Source organism: Paenibacillus sp. sgz302164, assembly GCF_056120505.1.
Window position 1 is genome coordinate 17,115 of record NZ_JBVYOL010000005.1, and the last position, 16,170, is coordinate 33,284.

At 56.1% G+C, this 16,170-nt stretch carries 13 protein-coding genes and 1 riboswitch; of the genes, 2 read left to right on the top strand and 11 right to left on the bottom strand.

Going from position 1 to position 16,170, the window contains the following annotated elements; genetic code table 11:
• Positions 1-86: 86 nt before the first annotated feature.
• The 11 genes from AC0LWT_RS09875 to AC0LWT_RS09925 form a co-directional block, all read right to left on the bottom strand.
• Positions 87-902 (bottom strand): hypothetical protein, encoded by an 816-nt coding sequence (locus AC0LWT_RS09875; RefSeq protein WP_474681068.1) that lies wholly within the window; start codon positions 900-902, stop codon positions 87-89.
• Between the two features lie 165 nt (positions 903-1,067).
• The gene (locus tag AC0LWT_RS09880; RefSeq protein WP_474681069.1) at positions 1,068-1,901 is read right to left on the bottom strand and encodes a helix-turn-helix domain-containing protein; all 834 of its coding nucleotides are present in this window, start codon (positions 1,899-1,901) and stop codon (positions 1,068-1,070) included.
• Between the two features lie 10 nt (positions 1,902-1,911).
• Entirely contained in the window at positions 1,912-2,436 is a 525-nt protein-coding gene (locus tag AC0LWT_RS09885; RefSeq protein WP_474681070.1) for a GNAT family N-acetyltransferase, read from the bottom strand.
• 40 nt (positions 2,437-2,476) lie between these two features.
• The gene (locus AC0LWT_RS09890; RefSeq protein ID WP_474681331.1) at positions 2,477-3,256 is read right to left on the bottom strand and encodes a carbohydrate ABC transporter permease; all 780 of its coding nucleotides are present in this window, start codon (positions 3,254-3,256) and stop codon (positions 2,477-2,479) included.
• 170 nt (positions 3,257-3,426) lie between these two features.
• Positions 3,427-4,293 carry a carbohydrate ABC transporter permease gene (locus AC0LWT_RS09895; protein WP_474681332.1) on the bottom strand — a complete coding sequence of 289 codons (867 nt, stop codon included), beginning with the start codon at positions 4,291-4,293 and terminating at the stop codon, positions 3,427-3,429.
• Between the two features lie 116 nt (positions 4,294-4,409).
• The gene (locus AC0LWT_RS09900; protein WP_474681071.1) at positions 4,410-5,780 is read right to left on the bottom strand and encodes an ABC transporter substrate-binding protein; all 1,371 of its coding nucleotides are present in this window, start codon (positions 5,778-5,780) and stop codon (positions 4,410-4,412) included.
• A gap of 226 nt (positions 5,781-6,006) precedes the next feature.
• Positions 6,007-7,551 carry a response regulator gene (locus AC0LWT_RS09905; protein ID WP_474681072.1) on the bottom strand — a complete coding sequence of 515 codons (1,545 nt, stop codon included), beginning with the start codon at positions 7,549-7,551 and terminating at the stop codon, positions 6,007-6,009.
• The gene (locus AC0LWT_RS09910; RefSeq protein WP_474681073.1) at positions 7,548-9,401 is read right to left on the bottom strand and encodes a cache domain-containing sensor histidine kinase; all 1,854 of its coding nucleotides are present in this window, start codon (positions 9,399-9,401) and stop codon (positions 7,548-7,550) included. Before AC0LWT_RS09910 ends, AC0LWT_RS09905 begins: the two co-directional genes overlap by 4 nt.
• A gap of 104 nt (positions 9,402-9,505) precedes the next feature.
• Positions 9,506-10,732, bottom strand: coding sequence for an MFS transporter (locus AC0LWT_RS09915; RefSeq protein WP_474681074.1), 1,227 nt, complete (start codon positions 10,730-10,732; stop codon positions 9,506-9,508).
• 1,020 nt (positions 10,733-11,752) lie between these two features.
• Complete coding sequence (locus AC0LWT_RS09920) at positions 11,753-12,340, bottom strand: DJ-1/PfpI family protein (protein WP_474681075.1); 588 nt, start codon at positions 12,338-12,340, stop codon at positions 11,753-11,755.
• A gap of 50 nt (positions 12,341-12,390) precedes the next feature.
• Positions 12,391-12,471: riboswitch (ZMP/ZTP riboswitch) on the bottom strand.
• Between the two features lie 50 nt (positions 12,472-12,521).
• On the bottom strand, positions 12,522-13,436 hold the full coding sequence (locus AC0LWT_RS09925) for a LysR family transcriptional regulator (protein ID WP_474681076.1): 915 nt from the start codon (positions 13,434-13,436) through the stop codon (positions 12,522-12,524).
• Between the two features lie 162 nt (positions 13,437-13,598).
• Between AC0LWT_RS09925 and mdcA the strand changes: the two genes are divergently transcribed.
• Both mdcA and AC0LWT_RS09935 read left to right on the top strand, forming a co-directional pair.
• Positions 13,599-15,257, top strand: a complete 1,659-nt coding sequence (mdcA, locus tag AC0LWT_RS09930; RefSeq protein WP_474681077.1) for a malonate decarboxylase subunit alpha — start codon at positions 13,599-13,601, stop codon at positions 15,255-15,257.
• A complete protein-coding gene (locus AC0LWT_RS09935) occupies positions 15,226-16,170 on the top strand; it encodes a triphosphoribosyl-dephospho-CoA synthase (RefSeq protein WP_474681078.1) in 945 nt (314 codons plus the stop codon). The genes mdcA and AC0LWT_RS09935 overlap by 32 nt, the downstream gene beginning before the upstream one ends.

The following is a 16,170-nucleotide window of genomic DNA, read 5'->3' on the forward strand; positions in this document are numbered from 1 at the left end:
ACCCGCCCGCCTCAGCCCGCGGGCGGCGGCCAAAACAAAAACGCCTCCCGGTTTTGGAGGCGTTCGTTCATTGCGGCCTGCCGCAATTATGGTGCGTAGTGGCGGAAGTTCACGTCCACGCGGGAGGAGCCTACATCCAGGATGTGCAGCACAGCGCCGCCTGATGTCGGGAGTACGGCTATGCCTTGCGCTTCGGTGTTGCTGCCCAGGTTGCGGTCGAAAGCAAGCTCGACTTTGCCGCTGTCGGGGTCGATCGTATAGACAGACTTCGCGGCGCCGTTGTCGGTTGAAGCGTACAGCAGCCCGTTGTACACTTCCGCTCCCTGGATGCGGTCTAGCGTTTGGCTGAGCGGAACGGTTTTGACCAGGCTCATATCCGCAAGGCTGAATACATTGAGCACAGGAGCGTTGCTCCATTGGGCCGTGTACACTTGGCCGCGCCCGGCATCGACCGCTACCCAAGGAACACCGCCCGGATGCAGGTTCAACGGAAGCGCGTATTTTGTGCCGGTGTACTGAAGCGTTTGTGCGTCAAAAAGTGCGATGTACGGGTGCTGGTAGTTACTGCTGTCCTCGATGGGGGCGTATATTTTACCGTTGTAGTAACTGATGTCGCCGATGTGGTTTCCGCCTTCTGCAGAAATGTCGCTCGGGATCGCCAGCACATTTCTGGCTTGAACCGTTTTGCCGTCAAGAGCGGTGCGCAGCAAGCCGTAATTGGAGTTGAAAATCCAGCTGCTTCCGTCGGAAGTGACGCCTTGTCCCCGCTCGAATGCGTCGAGCAACCAATAGGACTGGCTACTGACCTGATGCCATGCCGCTGCCGAAGCTGCGCCGACGAGGGATGCGGCCAACATAAACCCGGCCGTCAGCGTGGAAATTTTCTTGATCATTTTCATCATTCATTCCTCCCGAATTTGAATGGGCTGCGAAGGGCTCCGGCATCGGCCTAACGCGGATCGGCCGGCACTCCTTTGCGCTTATCTTCATCGTAAAGCTTTTCGGAAATTTGCTATTGAACAAAACGCGTCGTTCGTTGAACAAAATTTTCTTGTTTTGTATGGATTTTATGAACCGACTCGTTCTCCGTTTTGCTTGGAAACGACTTCGCCTGCATACTGCATGGGGGTAATTCCGGTCAACCGTTTGAAAATTCTCGTAAAATGCCCCTGATCGGCAAATCCCGTCCGGCTGGCAATCGCTTTCAAGCTCTCTCTTCCGTGCCGGATCAACGCTTTGGAACGCTCCACGCGCATGCGGATAAAATATTGATGCGGCGTATAGCCCGTCTGTTTTTTAAAAAGGCGGATCAAATGCGGCAAGCTGATATGGGCTACGGATGCCAACTGCGAGAGCGGAATATCGGAATCCAGATTTTCGCGCATATATTGGATCACATCGGAAATTTGCCGTTGGGCCGAACGGCTGGGAGCAGGGGCTGAACGGGTATGGCTCGCGTAATTTTGGAGCAAATGAAGCACGGTCATTTTGGCCAAAGCATCCCGGTAGGCAGGGCCGTTCGTTCCTTCGTTCTTCACTTCCTCCAGCATCCAACGGCCAAGCTGCCACAGCTTCTCATCCTGGAGCTGAACCTTATGCCTGATTTCAACGCTCCCGGTCAATCCGAACCCGGATTCGTAGGCAATTTCATCCACGAGAGCATGCGCGATTTCGATCACCAGCAAAGAGCCGCTGTGCTGTATGAACCGATAGCAATGACCCGCAGGAACAATATGAATATCGGCGCGTCCGGATACATCGCAGGAGCAGCAGTATATGGAAACGGCCTGCTTGTCCTCGATTTCCTCATCGTTCATCCCCAGCAGCGGAGCGTTCTCCCAGTAAGAGAGCCGCACCTTGTCCCAGCCCGGCATTCCGCTGGAAATAAAAGGCGTTTTCATATCTATCACCTTATTTCAACTGAATCGCTGTTTGAATGCGGTCCCATCTCTCATATTGACTGTCGTCCATGAACTTGGGGCGAAAACCGAGCTTCCAGTACACTTTGATCGCGGGAAGCCGAAAATCGTCCGTTTTCAGAAGCGCGCTCGTGCGGCCTTCGCTTTTCATTCGATGCAGCGCCGCAAGGGTCGCTCCGTAACCAAGGCCCCTGCCCGCATACTCGGGCAAAGCTCCGACCATATGCAGATAGCCGGTGTGTTCGTCGGTCATCTCATTTTGAAACGCTGTCGCCGTAGCTACCGGCGCGGAGCCGCTGCACACAAACAGCACCTTCTCGGGGCGAAAATGCGGGAACCGGCCGATTTTTTCGTGGAACGTGATCTTCGTCCCGAACGAGGCCTCAATGAGGCGCTCCCAGACCTCTTCTTCGCCCGGCGCAAAATGGCGCAAGCTGAAACCAGCCGGAAGCTCCAGCTCCGGAAGGTCGTCCAGACTGCTTTTATACATAAATAGTTTGGATAAAGGCTGATCCATCGTTCCGCTGCCCTCCTTCTCTACTTGGGAAGACGTACTTCTAACCTTTTATTCCCGAGTGCATGAAACTGCTTATAAACTGCCGCTGAAAAACCACGAATCCGATAAAAAGAGGGGCCGCCACGAGCAGCGTAGCCGCACAAACCTCGGTCCACTGACCGCCGGATTCCGTAGCTTTGGCGAACATCGCCAGGCCGACGGTAAGCGGCCGATTGGCCGGCGTGTTGGTCACGATGAGCGGCCATAGGAAATTGTTCCAATGATAGCTGGCGGAAACAAGGGCGAACGAAACGTAGACAGGCCGCGATAACGGCACATAAATGTTCCACAGCAGGCGCATCACGGAGATTCCTTCCACCCGGGCCGCCTCCTCCAGCTCATAAGGAACCTGCTTGAAGGACTGCCTCAGCAAAAACACGCCGAACGCGGAAGCAAAATAAGGCAGCATGATGCCCAGCTTCGTATCCAGCAGCCTCAGCTCGCTAAGCACGTGATAGTTGGAAAAAATAAGCACATCCGGCGGTATCATGATCTGCACGAGAAACAGCATCAGCAGCGTGTCCCGGCCGCCGAAACGGACTCTGGCAAAGGCATATGCGGCCATTGTCAGCGTAAACAGCTGCACGCACAAGATCCCGCCGGTAATTAGTATCGTGTTCAAATAATATTGCCCGAACGGAGCTTCGTGCCATACTTTCACAAAATTGTCGAGCGTCCAGTCCCATGACGGGTGGAAGCCAAGAGCAGCGCTTTTGGGGCGAAAAGCGGTCCAGACTACCCAGGCGAAAGGAATCAACCACAGGATGCCAAGGGCCAGCATGCATACATGCCATACCGCCCGGGCCGCCATGCCGCGTTTCCGTTCCAACAAGGACCGCTCGATGAAAGGTTGATGCCGTTTGCTCCGCTCGCGTTCAAACCCCAGCCCGATCTGCCGTTCCATGCATTCCCTCCTCTTTCTGTTAGGCGAAACCCGCTTCGCAGAGCGTTTTAATCGTAATGGATTTTGCGGTCCCAGCCGAAAAACTGCAGCGAAGACACGATCAGCAGCAGAACGACCAGCACGACCGTCATCGCCGCCCCCATCCCCTGATCGTAAAAGCTGAACGCCGTATCGTAGATGTAGTACAGGAGCAGGCTGCTTGCATTGTCCGGCCCGCCTTTGGTCATAATCCACAAATGGTCGACAAGCTTGAACGCATTCGTAACGGCCACGACAGCCACGAACAGCGTAGTCGGCATCGTGAGCGGAATCGTAATGCGCCGCAGCACGCTCCAGAAGCCGATGCCGTCCACGGAAGCGGACTCGTACAAATCTTTAGGAATTTGCTGCAAAGCCGCCAAATAAAAAATCATGAAATAGCCGGCTTCTTTCCATATCATCATGACGATCATCGCCCCCATGACCGTGTCCGGCTGGCCGAGCAAGCTGACTTCCTTGTGGCTGACCCACGAGGCGAGCTGCGCCAGCAAACCGAACCGGGGCGTGTAAAGAAACAACCAAATGTTCGCTGCGGCAATCATCGGGATCATGTTGGGATAAAAGTAGGCGACGCGAACGAGGCTCCGCCCCATGACCGCCTTGTCGGCGAATAACGCCATCGCAAAGGCAAGCGCCATCGAGGTCGGCACCGTTCCGAGCGCGAACCACAAGTTATTGACGAACACTTTCAGAAAGACGGGATCTTTCAGCAGGGCGGCGTAATTGCCTAACCCGTTAAAGAGCGGCGTCGGCGTCGCCAAATCTTTTTGAAACAGGCTGAGCCACACGGTTTTGCCGATCGGATAATAGGTGAACAAGCCGAGAAACAGCAGAGAAGGAAGCAGCAAGCCCCAGCCCAATCCGTTGCGTCTCATCCTCTCGCTCCAAATTGCGTTCACTTGGGACCATCTCCTTTCATATTGCAGCGCCCATCGGAAGAGCGAGTGTGTCGCGCTATCGATGGGCCGCATGTTTCGCCGAGCTGTGGCGATTATTTATTGAATGGCGCAAGTGCGCGTTCCGCTTCTTCCTGGGCTTTCTTCAGCGCACCCGCCGGATCGATCGTTCCCGACAAGGCAGCCTGAATCTGGTTCGTCAGTGCCGTCGACACTTTACCGTGATTGTGCGTGGACAGTTCCGCATGCGCATATTGCAGCTGATCGCGGGCGACAAGCGCCTGCGGGAAGCCGGCTGCGTACTTTTTCATCAGATCGGTTTCGAAAGCGGATTTGCGCACGCCCACATAACCTGTTCCTACGCTAAACTGCGCTGCTTGCTCCGATTGCGTCATGAACTTGACGAATTCCCAGGCTGCGGCCTGCTTTTTGGCATCGGTATCTTTGAAAATGTACATGTTGCCGCCGCCGGTCGGCGAACCGTACTGCTTTTTCATCGGCGGGAAAGCGACGCCGAATTCGAATTTGGCATTATTTTTCACATTGGTCAAATTGCCGCTCGTATGGATCATCATCGCCGTTTTTCCTTGGATGAAGTCGGTCGGCACCGTCGCCCAATCGATGATTCCTTCGGACATCACCTTGTGCTTGCGGGACAGATCCACCCAGAATTGCAGCGCCTCCTGATTTTCCGGCGTGTCGAACATCACTTTTTTGCCGTCCTGGGACATCAGGTTTTGCTTCGGATCGGTATGGTTTTGGAACGCGAACATTTGCAGCATCCAATAGGAATCGTCATTTCCCGGAATTTCCAGACCCGCATGTCCGTCCCTTTTCAGCTTTTTCGCGTATTCGATCAGATCGTCCCATGTTTTCGGCGGTTGCTCGGGATCGAGTCCGGCTTGCTTGAACATTTCCTTGTTATAGTACAAAACGATCGTGCTCCGCTGGAACGGAATGCTGTACGTTTTGCCCCCTGTCTGGGTATCTTCGACAAACGCCGGGTAAAAATCGCTCATATGGATATCGGGGTCTTTGGCGATGAAATCGTCCAGCGGAATGATCGCATTGGAGTCCAGCATGCTGTAAAGCTCCGTCGACATCATCACGGCTACATCGGGAGGCTGCTTGGCCTGGATGCCGGACTGGATTTTGATCGTATTGTCTCCGTAGTTGCCGGTATAGACCGGTTTCACCTTGATGTTCGGGTGAGTTTCCATGAACTTGTTGGTCATTCCGTCGATCACTTTCATGACCGGACCGCCCACATTGACAGGATAATAAAAGGTCAATTCAACAGGATCGTTCTTCGCCTTAGCGCTTGCCTCTGCGGTCGCCGCCGCCGATGGCGTGGGCTCGGATTTGCTTGACGCCGTGCTTGCCGTCGTGCCTGCCGACTGTCCGCAACCCGCCAGCAGAGTCAAACCGACAGATGGCAGCAGCAGCCATTTCAAGTGCTTTTGCATGGATCATTTCTCTCCTTTTTCGTTATCCGATTAAGAATGGCGCACCTTTCACTTTCAGTATAAAAGCGGAGAGAACGATTGGACATGACAGAGCTTGACCGTTTGTTTATCTATTTCAAAGGAGTCGGCACGCCGGGGGCAGTTTGTTGCGAATTTGTAGAGGGGGCGTAAAATAGGGTTCGGCAAACGCGCCGATTTATCATCTTCGGACGAAACGCTTATCAAGTTAATGCTCGTAGCGGGACGGCGAAACACCGCGCACTTTTTTAAACATCCGGGTAAACGAGCTCAAATTTTGATAGCCCAGCCTCTCGGAAATTTCGGTCAGCGGCAGCCCGTTTCTCATCATCATCATGGCCAGCTCCGTCTTTTCGTGCAGTACGTATTCGGTGAAGCTGGAATTCGTTACTTCCCTGAACATGCGGCTCAAATAGGAATGGTTCATATGAAACGTGTCGGCGACGTCCTGCAGCGAAAATTCCCTGTGCAGATTCGACTTGATATACTGCTTGATTTGCAGCACCATTCCGGCTTTATCGTCCTGAGCATAGCTGTCGGCCAAAGCTTGCTCGATCCGGTCGATTTCTTCCAGGGACAGATGCAGCAAGTCCTCCAGACGGACTGCGGCATTCAGCCGGTCGACCAGCTGATAGTTGGCAATCCGCGAAGCTTCGGCGATCGTCTCGCAGGCGGTCCAAATGCGGAACAGCATTTCGGTGAACATGTTTTTCACCGTATGGGGGTATAGATACGGGGGATGCGTCAACGCTTCGCACAGTTTGCGGGCAAGCCGGCGGATTTCGGCGAATTGCAGCGCGGTCAGGCTCGAGTACAGCTCCGTTTGAACGGCCAGCACAGGCTCTGCGATCGCTTCGCCGATCAAATCGCTGCCGGTCAGCACATCGCCAAGCCGGTCGTAAAATTCGAGCTGGAGCAGCCCGCAAGCCTGGAGATCGTACAGCCGCCATTCGTACGGGTCCGTAAAAGCGGGGCTGACGGCGACCGTCACCGTCGCTCCCAGCCTGCGCTCCGCATCTTCTTTCCATCGCCTGATTTCACCGGCGGCCACAGAACCCGCGAAAATAAGATGCAGCCGACGCTTGTCCCGGTCTTCGACAGCGCCCAGACAGCGGCCCGCAAAATGGCCGGCCGCATGCCGTTCGAGCGCCTCCCCTTGATGGAGCCGCTCCTCTTCCGCTGCATCCGCGCCCAGCTGGACAGCCCATGCCTGGAAGCTGCCGGCCTGCAGCACCGAAGCGAACTCCCGCAGCTGCGCGTCCGAACTGGCCGCTTCCGGCTTTGGCAGCGTGCCGTTCAGCCAGCTTTGGGCAAACCGTTGTCTGCGCAGCGACGGGTCTTCGCCGGCTATGTCCGGCTCGCCGCTTCCAGCCCGCTTGAGGCGCAGCTCCAAAGCCATATTTTGCAAAATTTGGCACAGTTCATTCATATCCAGCGTCGATTTCAGCAAAAAATCCGACACTTGCAGCTGAATCGCATTGCGGGCGTATTTGAAATCCTGCTGGCAGGTCAAAATAATGAACTTCGCATCTTCGCGGTGCTTTTTGGCAAATTGAATAAACCGCAAGCCGTCCATTTTCGGCAGTTCGATATCGACCAGCACAATATCCGGCATGTGCCTGACGAACATTTCGTACGCTTCGGCCCCGTCGGCGGCTTCGCAGACGAGCTCCATGCCGAGCGTGACCCACGGAATGGACTTTTTCAAACCGAGCCTCACCAGCACTTCATCCTCGACAATCATGACCTTCATAGCCGTCCGCCTTCTTTCTCCTCGCTTATGATTAAGGGCAGCCGTATCTCGACCCGGGTACCTTCGCCCGGCCGGCTGTACACTTGAATGCCGTAACCATTCCCGTATTCCAGGCGAATCCGTTCCTGCAAGTTCAGCAGGGTGATCCCCTTGGTCCTTGTCCTACGCTCCTCGCCGCTCGCCGGAAGCAATAAAGACGGAAGTGTCTCCCCGCCGATGCCGTTGCCGTTATCCTCGATCCGGATCGTCAGCGTGCCGTCAGACGCATGCACCGCGATGCCAAGGCACGGCTGCCCTTTAAACGGCGCGGAAAAGCCGTGAATAATCGCATTTTCCAGCAAGGGCTGAAGCGTAAATTTGGGGATTTGCGCAGCAGCGGCCCGCTCATCCATATCCAGCCGAACTTCAATCCGCTGCATCGAGCGCATTTCTTGAAATTTGACGTATTGCAGCGCATAGTCCGTCTCTTCCTCTACTTTGCTGAACAGATCGTGCGACCTTTTCAACGTGTAATCGACCATTCGCGTCAGCGCCATGATCGCATCGGCCATCTTGGCATTGCCGTGCAGCACAGCCATAAAGCGCAAGGAATTCAGAGAATTGTGCCAAAAATGCGGCCGCATTTGCTCCTGAAGCACATGCACCTCCAGCCTTCTTTTCTCGCTTTCGCCCGTCTTGATCATTTGAATTTGCGTCTGAATCTGGTTGAAAAATTGGTAAATCCCCTGATTCAGCGTCTCAAGCTCCTTGAATCCTTCGTATTCGTAGCGCGCCGGAGTATCGCCTTTTCCCGCAATGCGTATGATGCCGGACATCCGTTTGACAGGGAGCAAAAGCTTCGCGTACAAAAAATAACCGAACGTTGCCAGCAGCAGCACGGAAAAAGCCGTCGTAATGACGGTCGTCTGCCATACGCTGCTGCTTTCGGCCTGCAGGGAACCTAGGGGTATGATCGAGAGCGTCTGCCATGCCGTCGAAGGAATTTGCTTGTAAATATAGTAGTAGTCCTGACCCTCTATGCGGATTGTGCCGGAGCCCGATTCCTCGCCGTTTTTGCGGATCAATTCGTCGATGCTTTTCCTGTCGAGCGATTTCAGATAGCCGGAAATTTCCGCCGCCGACCGGTTATTTTCAAACAGCACCTTGCCGTCCGACGAAATAATCAGCACCGCGTTGAGCGGGTTGATGCGCACGGTATCCAGCAGCGTTTCGATGGCCGAGCCGTTCAGCTTGACGGTTAAAGTTCCGAGCGAACGGTCGTCCTGGAGCAAATTTTTGCTGATGTACAAAGCATGCGGAAAGGCGCTGTAATGAAAATCGGCGGTTACGTCGGCATTGATAAAGCTGTTGTTCAAATAAGCGCGCGACCCGTACCACGGAAACGAAGCGAGCGTTTGCCTGAATTTCTCCTCTTCTTCCGGATCGATAGGCGGATACGCGAACACGCGATTCCGGTCGGTCAAAATTTGAATATACAAAGGAAGGCGCAGGCGAAAAAAATTCAAATATCCCTCGATTTCTTCTTTGGGCACATCCTGGTCCTGCCGGATTTTGCCGATCAGGTCCGGTTTGAGCGACAAGGTGCGGGCAAAATCGTCGATATAGTTCAAGTAATTAATAATATTTACGGATAGCCCGTCCATTTTGTCGAAAATAATTTGGTTGTATTGTTTTTCGATTGTCGTTGTCGATTGTTTGCCAATAATGTAGCCCTGCGAGGCAATCAGAAACAGAACCGTGTAGGAGACCGTAACGAAGACGAGCATTTTCCATCCGCTGAAAAGACTTTTGAATCGATGCTTCCGCCGCATGTTCCATACCCCTTGAGCAATCAGGCTTTTTATGAACATTATAATGGATTCCCGTCGCGATTCGGCGAATATGCATTGTATAGATTATGTAAATACCCATGCAAAAGAGACCCGGGCATAAACGCCGGATCTCCGCTGCTGTGTTACATATTTTTGGCGATTCCGGATTCGACGGACGCCTTGTCCCCTTTTTGCAGCAAATAAATGATGGTGCCGATACATCCGCAAACCGATGACGCTATCAACAGCCCGGCGACCGGCACCTGGCTCGACAGCCCCGTGCTGAGTAACGGAGCGATCGTCCCGCGAATGCCGAATAGCATCAAATGCATGCCGAACACGACCGCCTCGCGCCCCGGCGTGACCCGAAATACGTAAGCGAGAATGCCGATATCCCAGATCGCGTCGCCGATCCCCTGGATGCCGCTGCCGATAATGACCGCAGGATAGTTGCCGAAAATCCCGTACAGCAGCGGCACGACCGTGTAAGCTCCGAGCCCGTAAACGAGCGTCTGCTTGGGGCTGAACCGGTCGATCGCCCACCCGACGATAAAATAAGCCAGCAGCAGGCATGTATAGTACGAAATACGCGCAATGCCGATCTCCGTATTGTTCAAATGCAGCGTCTTGACCTGGATGATCTGGTACAACGGGCTAGCCAAAATATTGCCGAAACCGGCAAGCATCGTCGCCCCGAAAAAATAAAGCAGCTCCCGGTGTTCCTTCACCAGCTTGAACTGCTCCCGGATGGACGAGCTGCGCGGCGGGCGCTTCTTGACCGGGCCTATTTCCTTGACCCGGGCCAGGGAAAGAATGGACAGCACCCCGGTTACGGCGGAAACGATCAGCGGCCCGCTCGGCCCCGACTTATCCGTCCAGAAGCCGATAAAATAAGCGAGCGGAATCATCAGCGCTCCCATCGCGACGCGAACGTAGCCCATCAGCCTGCCCCGCAAATCCGGCTGGTACATGCGTGTCACCAGCGCAGCGTAAGCCGGCGCCTGTATGCCCATTAAAAGCTGAAAGACGATGGCGGTCACCACATACACTGTCGGATGTCCGAAAAAAGCCGGAAACAACAGAAGCAGCCTCCCGATCAAACTCGGAAGGATGACAAACGGCTTGGGGCTCGACTGCTCGATCCGCGAGGCCCAAATCGGCGAAAACAGCAGGCCGATCGCCGGAGCGGCAGCCAAAATGCCGACCTCCAGATTGGTCGCCCCTTGCCGGATCGCAATCGGAATATAAAACTGATTGAAAACGACATTAAAGAGACTGAATAAAGTGCCGGCGCCGAAATCGCAGTAAAAGTTGTATTTCGTCTCCGGGGTCATGTGCAAGCCTAATTTTTGAAGCACGCTGTTAGCCATCGTTAGCCAGTCTCTCCTCCGCTTGAGAGCGAATATTTCGATATGTTGTTGCCATGCCATCTATTATAGCCTATAAAGCGGAAAATTTGTTTAGCGTTTTCAAAATAAAAAAACCACCCCGCGGGTGGTGAGGGAGGCTCCTGGAAGCCTCTGTGCCGCTGGGCGGCGCAAAAGCGCAAGGCCGGAGCCGGCAGCATATCCTGCCTGGTTGCGCAGGATAAACCTGTAAGAGCCTCCGTGCTGCTGGGGCGGCGCAAAAGCGCAAGGCCGGAGCCGGCGGCATATCCTGGCCTGGTTGCGCTGGGTAAACCTGTAAGAGCCTCCGTGCTGCTGGGTGGCGCAAAAGCGCAAAGCCGGAGTCGGCGGCATATCCTGCCTGGTTGCGCAGGATATGCCTGTAAGAGCCTCCGTGCTGCTGGGCGGCACCCATGATGATAAAAGGCATAAACGCACACGGCCGGAGCCGGCAGTCATCTTGTCTGGCAGCGTAGGGGGGAAATTAGTGAAAGTGCTGTGCCGGTAAAGGAACATTTCTGCAAATGTCAGGCTTTTCATCGGATACAGGGGCTCTGACTCGGTTTTACTGAAATTGCCGCACTATCCAGGCTGTCCAGAAACCCACACGTCAGCGCCGACCGCACAATCTGCCTCGTTGCCCGAAGAAAACCTGCAAAAGTGCAGTTTTTGCTCAACGAATGCGCCGTCCACGAAAAATTCCTGCAATTGTGCAGGCTTTTCGCCGCGAACATGGGCCCAGACCCGTTTCAATCGAAAATTCCTGCACAATCGCAGGCTTTTCGCCAAAATGTACCACTTTTGCAGAAAAAGCCTGTACTTTTGCAGGCTTTCTACTTGCGGAGTCGCCATGCCACCCGCTCCAGATCCTCAGCCAGAACAGAAGAGGCGTGTCCACTTCAGCGCCACAACCCGTGCAGGGGAGGCGCGGATTGTGGAAGATCGGCTGTACCACCTCCGGTTCCTCTAACCTGCCACTTTATCCACAAGCTGATTTTCGGAGGTTTACTGCCACTCCATGATGTTTGCCGTTTCCCGGCGTCTTTCTTCTCCAAGCAGCTTGCTTACAACGTACAAAGACATATCGATCCCCGCAGATACACCGGCGGACAAAATTATTTTTCCGTTATCCACATACCGGACATCTTCCAATATTTGCGACGATTTCGGGACCGCTTCCCGCAATTCGTCCATTGCCAGACGGTGCGTCGTAAGCTTCAATCCTTCCAATAGGTTCGCTTTGGCTAAAATTAAAGCCCCGGTGCACACCGACAAAACAAGCTCCGCTTGACGCGACGCCTCGCGAATCCAATCGGTAAGCGTCTCGTTATGCATTTCTTTTCGCGCCCCCCGGCCGCCGGGTACGAGCAAAATATCAGGAGGCGGACAATTGCGGATCGTATACCCCGGGTTAACGCTCAAGCCGCCCGATGCGGCAACGGGCCCCTCCTGTTCGGCCACCGTATAGACCCGGAAGTCTTTCCCTCTGCCGCTTCCTGTTGTAAACACTTCGAACGGGCCCGCAAAATCCAGCACTTCAACCCCCTCAAAAATCAATATCGCTACGTTTCTTGCCTGCCGTACCTGCTCCATAGGCTCATCTCCCTTGAAAATAATAAAAAAAGCATCCGGTCAATGACCGAATACTTTGCCCAGGCGTACGGCTTAATAAAGGCTGTGCTCCCTCGTGGTACTCCACGTTTACGCCAGTAACACGCCCAAAAATTTCGATGCACTATTTATATCAGAAATTTCAGATAATTACAACCTATTTTCAAAAATCCGCTCTCGTCCCCTGCCGGCCAGCCGGTTCTCTCTGCGCCATCTGTCTGAAATAGTCCGCTGTAAATTCGCGGAATCTCGCCGCAGCTTCGGTGAGATACTTGTCTTTGGACCACGACAGCCAAATCGTGCGTTCGCATCTCGGCTCTTCGATCCGAAGCAGCTCGACGGCCGAGCCGGTCGCTCCTCCCCAGGTCACGGAAGGGATGAAGCCGACGCCTTGTCCGGCCCGAATCAACCCGCGGACCGTCGCAGGGTCGTCGCTTTCGAAAATGATGCGGGGCGTAAATCCCGCCTGCCGGCACAGCGCGTCCGCCGTTTCCCGCAAGTTTTTGCCCGGCCGCAGGCTGACGAACCCCTCGTCCGCCGCTTCGCTCAGCCGGATTTTTCCGCGGCTTGCCAGCCGGTGGCCGCAGGGCACCGCAAGAAAAATTTCCTCCGTAAGCAGCGCTCTGCTCTCCACGCCTTGAATGGGCATGGGCGAAGAGGACAGGCACAGATCGAAATCGGAGCGCATCGCCGCGAGGGAAGCATGCTGCAGCAAGTGAAAGCCGATTTGCGGATGCTTTAGCCGGAAGGAAGCGAGCAAATCCGGCAGCAGGTGCGAGCCGACCAGAACGGCAAGCTCGATGCTGCCGCCGGTCTCCCCCGACATATCCCGAATCTCCCTCTTCCCGTCCTCCAAAGCCGCGATGGCGGTGTCCACTTTTCGGAGGAACGCTTTGCCATATGCGTTCAAACGAATATATTTTCCGGTGCGGTCGAACAGTTTGACATCCAAATCTTTCTCCAGCGCGGAAATCATTTTGCTCAGCGCAGGCTGCGGAATGCGAAGCTCCGCCGCCGCCTTCGTCATATGCTCCAGCCTGGCGACGGTTTGAAAATATTTTAGCTGCAGCAGCTCCATAGCAACCCCTCATCTATTCGATATTGAATATAATTCTTATACATAATTATATATTATCCGATATGTATAGACTACCTGTATACTATTTTCAAAAGGATACACATACAGGAGTCTGTCCGATGTCGGTCAGACTCCTAGTACCCCGAACGAGGAGGATGCGGTATGAATCAAACGATACATGCGCAAGCGGCGCGCTCCTGGACGACGCGGCGCGACGAAAAAGCGCGGAGGCTGCGGCAGGCAAGCCGGCTGATGGAAGGGCGACTGCTGCCGACAGGCAGCATCGTGGAAGCGCTCGAAGCGCTGATTTTGCCTGGCGACAGGGTCGTGCTGGAAGGAAACAACCAGAAGCAAGCCGCGTTTTTGTCCGAAGCGCTTGCTAAAGTCGATCCCGGCAAAATCCACGGCCTGCACATGCTCATATCCAGCATCTCGCGGCGCGAGCACCTCGATATTTTCGAATATGGCATTGCCCGGAAAGTCGATTTTTCCTTTTCGGGGCCGCAGAGCCTGCGCATGTCCCAAATGGTCGAGGACGGCAAGTTGGAAATCGGCGCGATCCATACTTATTTGGAGCTGTACGCCCGCATGTTCGTCGACCTCATTCCCGACGTTGCGCTCGTCACTGCGGACAAGGCGGACCGGCACGGAAACCTGTACACGGGGCCGAATACGGAAGAGACGCCGGCGATAGTCGAAGCGGCGGCCTTCCGTAACGGGATCGTGATCGTGCAGGTCAACGAGATCGTCGATGAGCTGCCGCGCGTCGATATTCCGGCTTCCTGGGTCGACGTCGTCGTCCCCGCCGACAAGCCTTATCCGCTGGAGGCGTTGTTTACGCGCGATCCTCGGCAAATTACGGACATTCAAATTTTGATGGGCATGCTGGCCATTCGCGGCGTCTACGAACGCCATCAGGTGCAATCCCTGAATCACGGCATCGGCTTCAACACGGCGGCTATCGAACTGCTGCTCCCCACCTACGGCGAATCGCTCGGACTGCGCGGCCGGATATGCCGGCATTGGGCGCTCAACCCGCATCCGACGCTCATTCCGGCGATCGAAAGTGGCTGGGTCGAGAGCGTGCACTGCTTCGGCGGCGAGGTCGGCATGGAGGCGTACGTCGCGGCGCGGCCGGACGTGTTCTTCACCGGCCCCGACGGCAGTCTCCGCTCCAACCGCGCCTACTGCCAGATGGCCGGACAATATGCCGTCGATCTGTTCATCGGCTCCACGCTGCAAATGGATGCGGAAGGCCATTCTTCCACCGTGACGTCGGGCCGGCTGTCCGGTTTCGGGGGCGCCCCTAACATGGGGCACGACCCGCGGGGGCGGAGGCACCCGACGCCCGCCTGGCTCGACATGAAAACGGCGGACCATCCGCTCGTGCGCGGCCGCAAGCTTGTCGTCCAGATGGTCGAAACGTTCCAGCGCGGGGGCATCCCCACTTTCGTCGAATCGCTCGACGCGATCGAAGTCGGCCGGAGCGCCGGCTTGCCGCTTGCGCCGGTCATGATCTATGGCGACGACGTGACGCATGTCGTCACCGAAGAAGGCGTCGCTTATGTGTACAAAGCACGGAACCTGGAGGAACGCAAGCTTGCCATCGCCGCCGTCGCCGGCGTTACTCCGCTCGGCAGAAGCCACGATTACGCGCTTAACGATCAGCTGCGTGCGGACGGGCTTGTCGCGTTCCCGGAAGATCTGGGCGTCCGCCGCACCGATGCCAAACGGTCGCTGCTCGCCGCGCGAAGCGTCGAGGAACTGGTCGGCTGGTCCGGAGGCTTGTATGAGCCGCCGGCTAAATTCAGGAGCTGGTGAAATGATGAAGCTCACCTGCACCTGTCATTTACCGCAGCCGGCGCCGGCGGAAGCCGATGAGCTTGCCGGGCTGGCCGTCGCCGCGCTCATCGAGGAAGCGGAGCTGACGCCGAAGCCGGGCCTCGTCGACCGCAGCGGCCCGGGCGCCCACGCCGATCTGCACATCGGCTTGATGATCCGCTCCGCGCATTCGCTCCGCGAAGGCTTCGCGCTGATGGCCCGCGCCGCTTGCGGGCAAGCTCCCGGCCAGCCGCTTCGCGAACGGCTGGCGCAGCTCGGGCGCGACGCGGAAGCGGGGATGATGGCCGCCACCGGCGGCATCAACACCCACCGCGGCGCGATCTGGGCGCTCGGCCTGCTGACGGCGGGAGCGGCCATCGCCGGGCGGCGCGCCGCGCCGGAGCGAATCGCCGCCATCGCCGGCGAAATCGCCAAATACCCGGACCGCTTCCATCCCCCGCGGGAATCGAACGGAAGCAGAGTCCGGCAGCGGTTCGGGGCGGCGGGGGCCCGCGGAGAAGCCGAGCAGGCTTTTCCGCATATTATCGGGGCCGCCTTGCCGGCGCTGCGGGAAGCCCGCAAGCGGGGCGTGCCGGAATCTTTGGCCCGCCTGGACGCGCTGCTGGCCGTCATGAGCCGGCTCGACGATACGTGCCTGCTGCACCGGGGCGGCATGGAAGCGCTCCGGGAGGCGCAGCAGGGCGCGCAAAACATCCTCGCTGCGGGCGGAACGTCCGCTCCCGAAGGGTGGTTTCTCTTGCAGAGGCTGGCCGAAACGTGTGTCCGGCTGCGCATATCCCCCGGAGGCAGCGCGGATCTGCTTGCCGCCGCTTTGTTTTTGGACAGTCTGGAGCGGATGGCTTCCGCTCCGGCCGACGGACTGCGGCCCACGGCTGTGCCGCTCAATCACTAA

What these genes read in the sequence shown, in the direction of transcription:
- mdcA (WP_474681077.1), top strand. Translation starts at nt 13,599, where the DNA reads ATGAATCAAACGATACATGCGCAAGCGGCGCGCTCCTGGACGACGCGG.
- AC0LWT_RS09885 (WP_474681070.1), bottom strand. Translation starts at nt 2,436, where the DNA reads ATGGATCAGCCTTTATCCAAACTATTTATGTATAAAAGCAGTCTGGAC.
- AC0LWT_RS09915 (WP_474681074.1), bottom strand. Translation starts at nt 10,732, where the DNA reads ATGGCTAACAGCGTGCTTCAAAAATTAGGCTTGCACATGACCCCGGAG.
- AC0LWT_RS09880 (WP_474681069.1), bottom strand. Translation starts at nt 1,901, where the DNA reads ATGAAAACGCCTTTTATTTCCAGCGGAATGCCGGGCTGGGACAAGGTG.
- AC0LWT_RS09925 (WP_474681076.1), bottom strand. Translation starts at nt 13,436, where the DNA reads ATGGAGCTGCTGCAGCTAAAATATTTTCAAACCGTCGCCAGGCTGGAG.
- AC0LWT_RS09890 (WP_474681331.1), bottom strand. Translation starts at nt 3,256, where the DNA reads ATGCTGGCCCTTGGCATCCTGTGGTTGATTCCTTTCGCCTGGGTAGTC.
- AC0LWT_RS09895 (WP_474681332.1), bottom strand. Translation starts at nt 4,293, where the DNA reads ATGAGACGCAACGGATTGGGCTGGGGCTTGCTGCTTCCTTCTCTGCTG.
- AC0LWT_RS09875 (WP_474681068.1), bottom strand. Translation starts at nt 902, where the DNA reads ATGATGAAAATGATCAAGAAAATTTCCACGCTGACGGCCGGGTTTATG.
- AC0LWT_RS09910 (WP_474681073.1), bottom strand. Translation starts at nt 9,401, where the DNA reads ATGTTCATAAAAAGCCTGATTGCTCAAGGGGTATGGAACATGCGGCGG.
- AC0LWT_RS09935 (WP_474681078.1), top strand. Translation starts at nt 15,226, where the DNA reads ATGAGCCGCCGGCTAAATTCAGGAGCTGGTGAAATGATGAAGCTCACC.
- AC0LWT_RS09905 (WP_474681072.1), bottom strand. Translation starts at nt 7,551, where the DNA reads ATGAAGGTCATGATTGTCGAGGATGAAGTGCTGGTGAGGCTCGGTTTG.
- AC0LWT_RS09920 (WP_474681075.1), bottom strand. Translation starts at nt 12,340, where the DNA reads ATGGAGCAGGTACGGCAGGCAAGAAACGTAGCGATATTGATTTTTGAG.
- AC0LWT_RS09900 (WP_474681071.1), bottom strand. Translation starts at nt 5,780, where the DNA reads ATGCAAAAGCACTTGAAATGGCTGCTGCTGCCATCTGTCGGTTTGACT.